Origin of the sequence: Thermus altitudinis, assembly GCF_022760835.1 — a bacterium.
In the GTDB taxonomy this organism is placed as follows: Bacteria; Deinococcota; Deinococci; order Deinococcales; family Thermaceae; genus Thermus; species Thermus altitudinis.
On the sequence record NZ_JAKTNQ010000025.1, the window covers coordinates 1 to 6,012 of the forward strand.

The window sequence follows — 6,012 nt, forward strand, 5'->3', positions numbered from 1 at the left end:
GCGGCCGAGATATTGAGCCTGCTCTTAGGCCACCGCTACTCCCACGAGACCCTGAGCGCTCTGACCGACCAAGTCCTGGAGGCGGCAGGAGCCTTCCGCACCCGGCCTTTGCCCGAGGAGATGGCCTTCGTCTACCTGGACGGGCTTTCCCTAAAGGTCTTCAGGGAAGGAGAAGGGATCGTGCGGGAAAGCGTGTATGTGGCCCTGGGCATCGCCCCTGATGGGGAGAGACGGGTCCTGGGGTTCTGGCTTTTGCCCACGGAGAGCGCCCTGGGATGGGAGGGGGTCCTGGGGGAGCTTTGGCAGCGGGGCCTGCGGCGGGTATTGCTCTTCATCACCGACGGGCTGCCCGGGCTTCCTGAAGCGATCCGCAGGGTCTACCCTCAGGCGGAATGGCAGCGGTGCGTGGTGCACGGGGTGCGGTGGAGCCTGTCCCAGGTGCGGGCGCGGGACCGGGCCCTGCTGGCGGAGGACCTGAGGCGGGTGTACGGGGCGGAGAGCCGGGAAGAAGCTCTTGGGGCCTTGGAGGAGGTGAAGGCCGCCTGGGGTTCGCGGTACCCGGGGGTGGTGGGGCTTTGGGTACAGGATTCGGGGGCCTTCCTGCGGTTCTACGGGTACCCCAAGGTGCTTTGGCCGTACTTGCGGAGCACCAACCTGATGGAGCGGTTTATCCGGGAAGTGCGGCGTGGGACGAAGGTGCGGGACCACAAGTTTCCCAAGGAAGAGGCGGTGTACAAGCTTTTGTACCTGGAGTCCGAGCGGCAGGAGGGGAGGTGGGCGGAGCGGAGGTTGAAGGGTGTTGCCGAGGTGCAGGAGGTGTTGGAAGGGATGCTTCGGGAGAGGTATGCCCCCCGTACACAGACGCTTACACATAAATCTTGACACGACCAGGTCCCGAGTTCTTTCCCAGGAAAATCTTCCTTTCACAGGAAAAAAGTTCGTGCTTAAAAGAGCAAAGCCTTGTTCATCGCACTTCCTGATCTGAGGGGGGTGGAACTTTTTCCCAAGGGGGTCCGCATTGGGAGCGTGTAAACACCTGCCTTTCTTTGTATTTTCTCCCGAAAAAGGTGGATGGGGATTTTAACGTCCTGGACGAGAAATTCAGAAACGGGCGGTTTACAATTTGTTGCTAAAGGGGAATAATGCTGCCCTCCTTCATCTACCCCATCAGCGCATATGCGGTCCTGCGCCCCGAACTCTTCCGCGATGTCTACCCCGCACTCATCCGCGACATGGGGTGGCCCTTAGAGATCCATGACTTCATTGTCTCGGTCGCTGAGGGCGAGCGGGATCTCGGCGGGGTGCTGGAGTTCTTGACCGAGGAGGAGGAGCGTATGGTGCGGCGGGTGACTACACCGCCGCTGCGCAGCGTGCCGACCGCCACACGCTGGGATGTAGGGGAAGCCCCCTGCTCGCGGCAGGCCCGCGAGTGGGCCGTACAGATCGCTCGTTTCCTCGAACAGGCCGCCGATCCCGCACGCCCCACGCTCTTTCCCTCCGACCCCTTCGCCGTACTGACCAACCCGCTGAGCCTGGGGTTCGGTGCTGGAGGGGTCCTATACGCGCTGCACAAGGCGGGTTTCAGCCTCAACGAGTCCTGGCGGAAGTGGTTCATTGACCGAGCCCGCCGCGCTGACCCGCAGGACTTCCCCCCGGGCCTGCTAACCGGGCTGGCAGGGATTGCCTGGGTGTTGCTCGAGCTTGGTGAGGTCGAGGTAGCGCGGGAAGTGCTTGGACGGGCCAACCATCACCCCAGCCTCGAGGACTATACCCTCTACTACGGGCTGAGCGGAGTCGGGCTGGCCAACCTTCACTTCTACCTACATGACAGGGAACTGGCTTACCTTGATGCAGCCCTGGACATCTACCGCCGACTGGCGAGCCGCGCTCAACGCAAGGACGGGACGGCCTACTGGGTCAACCGCTTCAGTGGCGACGAGCCCTTCACCGGATTGGGCTTCGGCCAGTCCGGAGTGGCACTCTTCCTGTTACGGCTGCACCAGCTAACCGGCGACCTGGCCGCACGGCAGGACGGGGAGGCTGCACTACGCTTTGACCTGGCCCAGGCCGAGCGGACGGGACCCGGCACGATGAGCTTCCGCTATAAGGGCACCCTCGAACCCTATGTCGAGGTGGGAAGCGCGGGGGTGGCTAAGGTGCTGCTGCGCTACGGATGGCTCGAGGAGGCCCGGCCCCTGCTCAACGAACTTGGCCGCAAGTACTCGGTGCTTCCGGGCTACCTGTTCGGTATAGCCGGGGTCATCGACACCCTCCTTGATGCCTATCTGCTCACCAGGGGGCTGATCCACCTCGCGCGGCTGGAGCGCCAGCTGGAGGGGCTTCGCACCCTCTACCTCTTCGAGCCGCGCACATGCGCCAGCCTCCTACCCCAGGGGCGAACCCTGGAGGGGTTAGCCGTCCCCGGTGAGGGACTGCTGCGGGTCTCCTGTGACTTCGCAACCGGTTGCGCTGGGGTTCTGCGGGTGCTGCACCGGGTGGCGAGCCCCGGCCCCGCCGACTTTATGCTGGACGAGGTGATGCCCGATGAAGACGTTATGGACCCTCCTGGAGGGGCGCAGGGGTGAGTTCCTGCTGCTGGTGGCGGTGAGCAGCCTGGTGAGCGCGACCGAGGCCCTGCTCCATCCGTTGATGCTCAAGTGGCTCTTCGACGAGGCGGTGATCGCGCAAGACTTCCGGCGCTTCGCCCTCCTGGGATTCGCCTACCTCGCTGTGGGACTGGGCCTGATCGCTCTCTTCTGGGTCGCCTCCCTCTGGCAGAAGGCCCTTATCAACCAGGTGGTGCTTGATTTGGAGGGGCGGCTGCTGGCCCAGGCCCTGCGAATAGACTGGAAAGACTTCAGTCGTGAGGGAGCCGGGGCCTTTGTGAGCAGGGTTCACCGGGATGTCCTCGAGGGGCTGGCCCCTGCGATTTCCCTCTTGGTTGACCTAGCCCGCCAGGCCCTGGCGGCCCTAACCTTCCTGGGGGTGCTGCTGTACCTGTCGTGGCAGGCTACCCTGGCCCTGGCGATCCTGGTCCCGCCGCTATTGTGGGTCGCGCAGCGGGTTGGGACGGGGATTCGCCGGGCGACTGAGTACGAGCGGGAGTCGGAGGCCCGCTACCTCGAGGTCCTCTCCCAATCGCTAAAGGCCTTCCGGGCTCTACGCGGCCTACCCCGTCTTCTCAGCCCGACTCTGGCGGCCAACCGGGAGGCCCTGCGCGCCCACCTCGAAGACACCTACCGCAGCCACCGGCTGATGTGGGCCCAACAGGCCTGGAGCGACGTGTTCATGAACCTGGCCAACACGCTCGCGCTGGTCGTGGGCGGCTACTTCGTCCTGATCCGCGTGCTGAGCTTCGGCGGGTTCTTGGCCTTCGTCAACGCCTTTTGGCGGGCGGTGGACAACACCTTTTCCCTGTTGCGCCGGGTGCCCGAGTTCCACCGCTACGGGCAGATCCTCGAGCGCTTGCACGGACTGCTCTCCTCCGCACCCGACCCCTACGTGCAGCCGGCCGCCGAAGCCCGGCTCGAGGGGGTGCGGCTGGACTACGCGGGCGGGGCCCCGCTGGAGCTGCCGCGGGTGGAAATCCGCTCGGGTGAGCGCGTGCTCCTCGTAGGGCCCAACGGCGTGGGCAAGACCACCCTGCTGCACGTGCTTTCTGGGTATCTAGCCCCCGAGAGGGGTAAGGTGGAGCGGCCCGCGCGGGTGGCCGCGCTCACCGCTCCCCCGGAACTGCCGCCCTTGACGGTACGCGAGCTGGTTCCCGACGCCGGGATCCGCCGGGAACTGGGGCTAGAGGGCCTGGAGGACCGCCGCCCGGAGGCCCTGTCCTCGGGGCAGCGGCAGAGGGCCGCCATCGGCGCCCTGCTTTGCGAAGAGGCCGACCTCTACCTTCTGGACGAGCCCTTGGCCAACCTGGACCTCGAGAGCCGCGAGGGGGTGCTCGATCTCATCCTGCGCCGGACCGCGGGAAAGGCCCTGGTCGTGGTACTGCACGGGGATGAGGCTTTGCACAGCCGCTTCGACCGGGTAGTGGAGCTGGCGGGGCCGCAGGGGGTGGACTCCCGGTAGCGCCCGCGTTCACCCAGGCTTTAAAGCTGCGAACACTGTGAAGGGCGGGTCTGCTGAGTGGGTGAGAGGCTGTCGTAAAACCCCCACCCCACCTCAGGCGGCCCGGGCTAGCCGCTTCACCCACAAGCGCAGCCTGCCCACATACACCCAAGCTTCCGTCACCTCAGGGCGGTACTCGTACTCCTCCCCCAGCCGCCTTTCGCCCCAGCCAGGCAAAAGTCCGCTCCTCCACCCCTTGGGCAAGGGCATAAACCCTCGCTCCCGGGGAATCTCCGGTCGTGTAAGGAATTATGTGTAAGGGTATGTATATGAATGGGGGTACCAACGGGAGAGGAGGTACCCCATGGATCAGGATACCCTCCAGATGATCTTGAGGGAAGCAGTGAGGGAAACGGTAACCCAGGTTCTGCAGGCCCTGCTCAACGCCGACCGGGAAGCCTTCTTGCGGGAACACGGGGGGCGGAAAAACGGCTACTACCCCAGGAAGCTGGAGACCGCTTTTGGCCAGGTGGAGCTTTCCATCCCAAGGGATCGGGAAGGGAGGTACTACCCCAGCTCCCTCCAGCCCTACGCCCGCCGCCAGGTGGACCTGGGCGAGGTGGCCGTGGCCCTGTACGCCGCCGGGGTCAGTCAGCGCAAGGCGGCCGAGGTGATGAGCCTGCTTCTGGGCCACCGCTACACCCACGAGACCATCAGCGCCCTTACCGACCAGGTGCTGAAGGAGGTGGAGGCCTTCCGTCATAGGCCTATACCGGAAGATATGGCCTGGGTCTACCTGGACGGTTTCTTCTTGAAGGTCCTAAGGGAGGGGATTGGGGTGGAGCGGGAGGCGGTCTATGTGGCTCTGGGCGTCACCCCTGGTGGGCAGAGGCAGGTTCTGGGCTTTTGGCTTTTGCCTACGGAAAGCGCCACTGCCTGGGAAGAGGTCTTGGTCAGCCCGATAGGGCTAGCTTGAGGGAACTATGGCAAAGGGGCCTGCGGCGGGTTTTGCTCTTCATCACCGATGGCCTACCCGGGATGGAAGAGGCGATCCGCCGGGTGTATCCCCTGGCCCAGTGGCAGGTGTGCGTGGTGCATAGGGTGCGCTCCAGCCTGGCCCAGGTGCGTTCCCGGGACCGGGCCTTGCTGGCGCAGGACCTGAAGGGGATTTATGGGGCGAGGAGCCGGGTGGAAGCCCGTGGTCACGCGAAGCGTACCTTGAGGCCTTGGAGAGGCTCAAGGAGGCCTGGGGGTCTCGGTATCCTTCCCTGGTGGCGGCCTGGTGGGAGGACTCTGGGGCCCTGCTTCGCTTTTACGATTGCCCCCAGGTGCTTTGGCCCTATCTTCGGAGCACTAACCTGATGGAGCGGTTTATTCGGGCTCAGCCCGAAGGGCTAGCGTTCTGGTGAGGCGTGGGACGAAGGTGCGGGACCACAAGTTTCCTAAGGAAGAGGCGGTGTACAAGCTTCTTTACCTGGAGTCGGAGAGGCAGGCTGCTTCGCGAAGCGAACATCTTGCAGGGAGGTGGGCAGAACGGAAACTAAAGGGGTTCTCGGAGGTGAAGGAGGTGCTGGAGAAGATGCTTCAGGAGCGGTATGCCCCCCGTACACAGACTCTTACACATAACTCTTGACACAACCCCCACCCCACGGGACCGGTGGAAAGGCGCCCGGTCCATGAGCACCTTCACACATACCCCATGGCCCTGAGGTGCCGGGCCACCACCTTGGGGGCCAGGCGGACCCCAAAGCGCTCGGCTAGGGCTGTCGAGAGCCGGGGGGCGGTCCAGACCCTATCCTCGGCCAGCCTTTCCTCCACGAAGGCGGCCATCTCGGGGGTGAACTTCCTGGGGGCTCCCGGGGGTTTGCGGTAGGCGAGGCCCTGGAGACCCTCCCTCACGAAGCGCCGGAGGACGAGGTAGACCGTGGTGCGGTCCTTGTGGAAGTGCTGGGCGATCTTTGG

The 6,012-nt window shown here is 64.7% G+C and carries 4 protein-coding genes and 2 pseudogenes; 4 read left to right on the forward strand and 2 right to left on the reverse strand.

All coding sequences use genetic code 11. The features are described 5' to 3' along the window. From L0D16_RS09125 to L0D16_RS09135, 3 genes are all read left to right on the forward strand, one after another. Positions 1–882 (forward strand): IS256 family transposase (locus tag L0D16_RS09125; protein WP_243031522.1); only part of this gene is annotated, 882 nt, incomplete at its 5' end. A gap of 260 nt (positions 883–1,142) precedes the next feature. Beyond that, complete coding sequence (locus L0D16_RS09130; protein ID WP_243031523.1) at positions 1,143–2,585, forward strand: lanthionine synthetase C family protein; 1,443 nt, start codon at positions 1,143–1,145, stop codon at positions 2,583–2,585. Next, positions 2,545–4,071 (forward strand): ABC transporter transmembrane domain-containing protein, encoded by a 1,527-nt coding sequence (locus tag L0D16_RS09135; RefSeq protein ID WP_124104143.1) that lies wholly within the window; start codon positions 2,545–2,547, stop codon positions 4,069–4,071. The genes L0D16_RS09130 and L0D16_RS09135 overlap by 41 nt, the downstream gene beginning before the upstream one ends. A 93-nt stretch (positions 4,072–4,164) precedes the next feature. Here the strand turns inward: L0D16_RS09135 and L0D16_RS12490 are convergent, their stop codons facing one another. Further along, positions 4,165–4,287 carry a hypothetical protein gene (locus tag L0D16_RS12490; protein ID WP_279231316.1) on the reverse strand — a complete coding sequence of 41 codons (123 nt, stop codon included), beginning with the start codon at positions 4,285–4,287 and terminating at the stop codon, positions 4,165–4,167. Positions 4,288–4,414: 127 nt separating this feature from the next. On the opposite strand from L0D16_RS12490, the pseudogene L0D16_RS09140 reads away from it, so the two are divergent. Then, a pseudogene (locus L0D16_RS09140) lies at positions 4,415–5,683 on the forward strand (IS256 family transposase). A gap of 56 nt (positions 5,684–5,739) precedes the next feature. On the opposite strand, the pseudogene L0D16_RS09145 reads toward L0D16_RS09140, so the two are convergent. After that, positions 5,740–6,012: pseudogene (locus L0D16_RS09145) on the reverse strand (helix-turn-helix domain-containing protein); the annotation flags it as partial.

Excerpts from the sequence above, each read along its gene's own strand:
- L0D16_RS09135 (WP_124104143.1), top strand. The coding sequence starts at position 2,545 with ATGAAGACGTTATGGACCCTCCTGGAGGGGCGCAGGGGTGAGTTCCTG.
- L0D16_RS09130 (WP_243031523.1), top strand. The coding sequence starts at position 1,143 with ATGCTGCCCTCCTTCATCTACCCCATCAGCGCATATGCGGTCCTGCGC.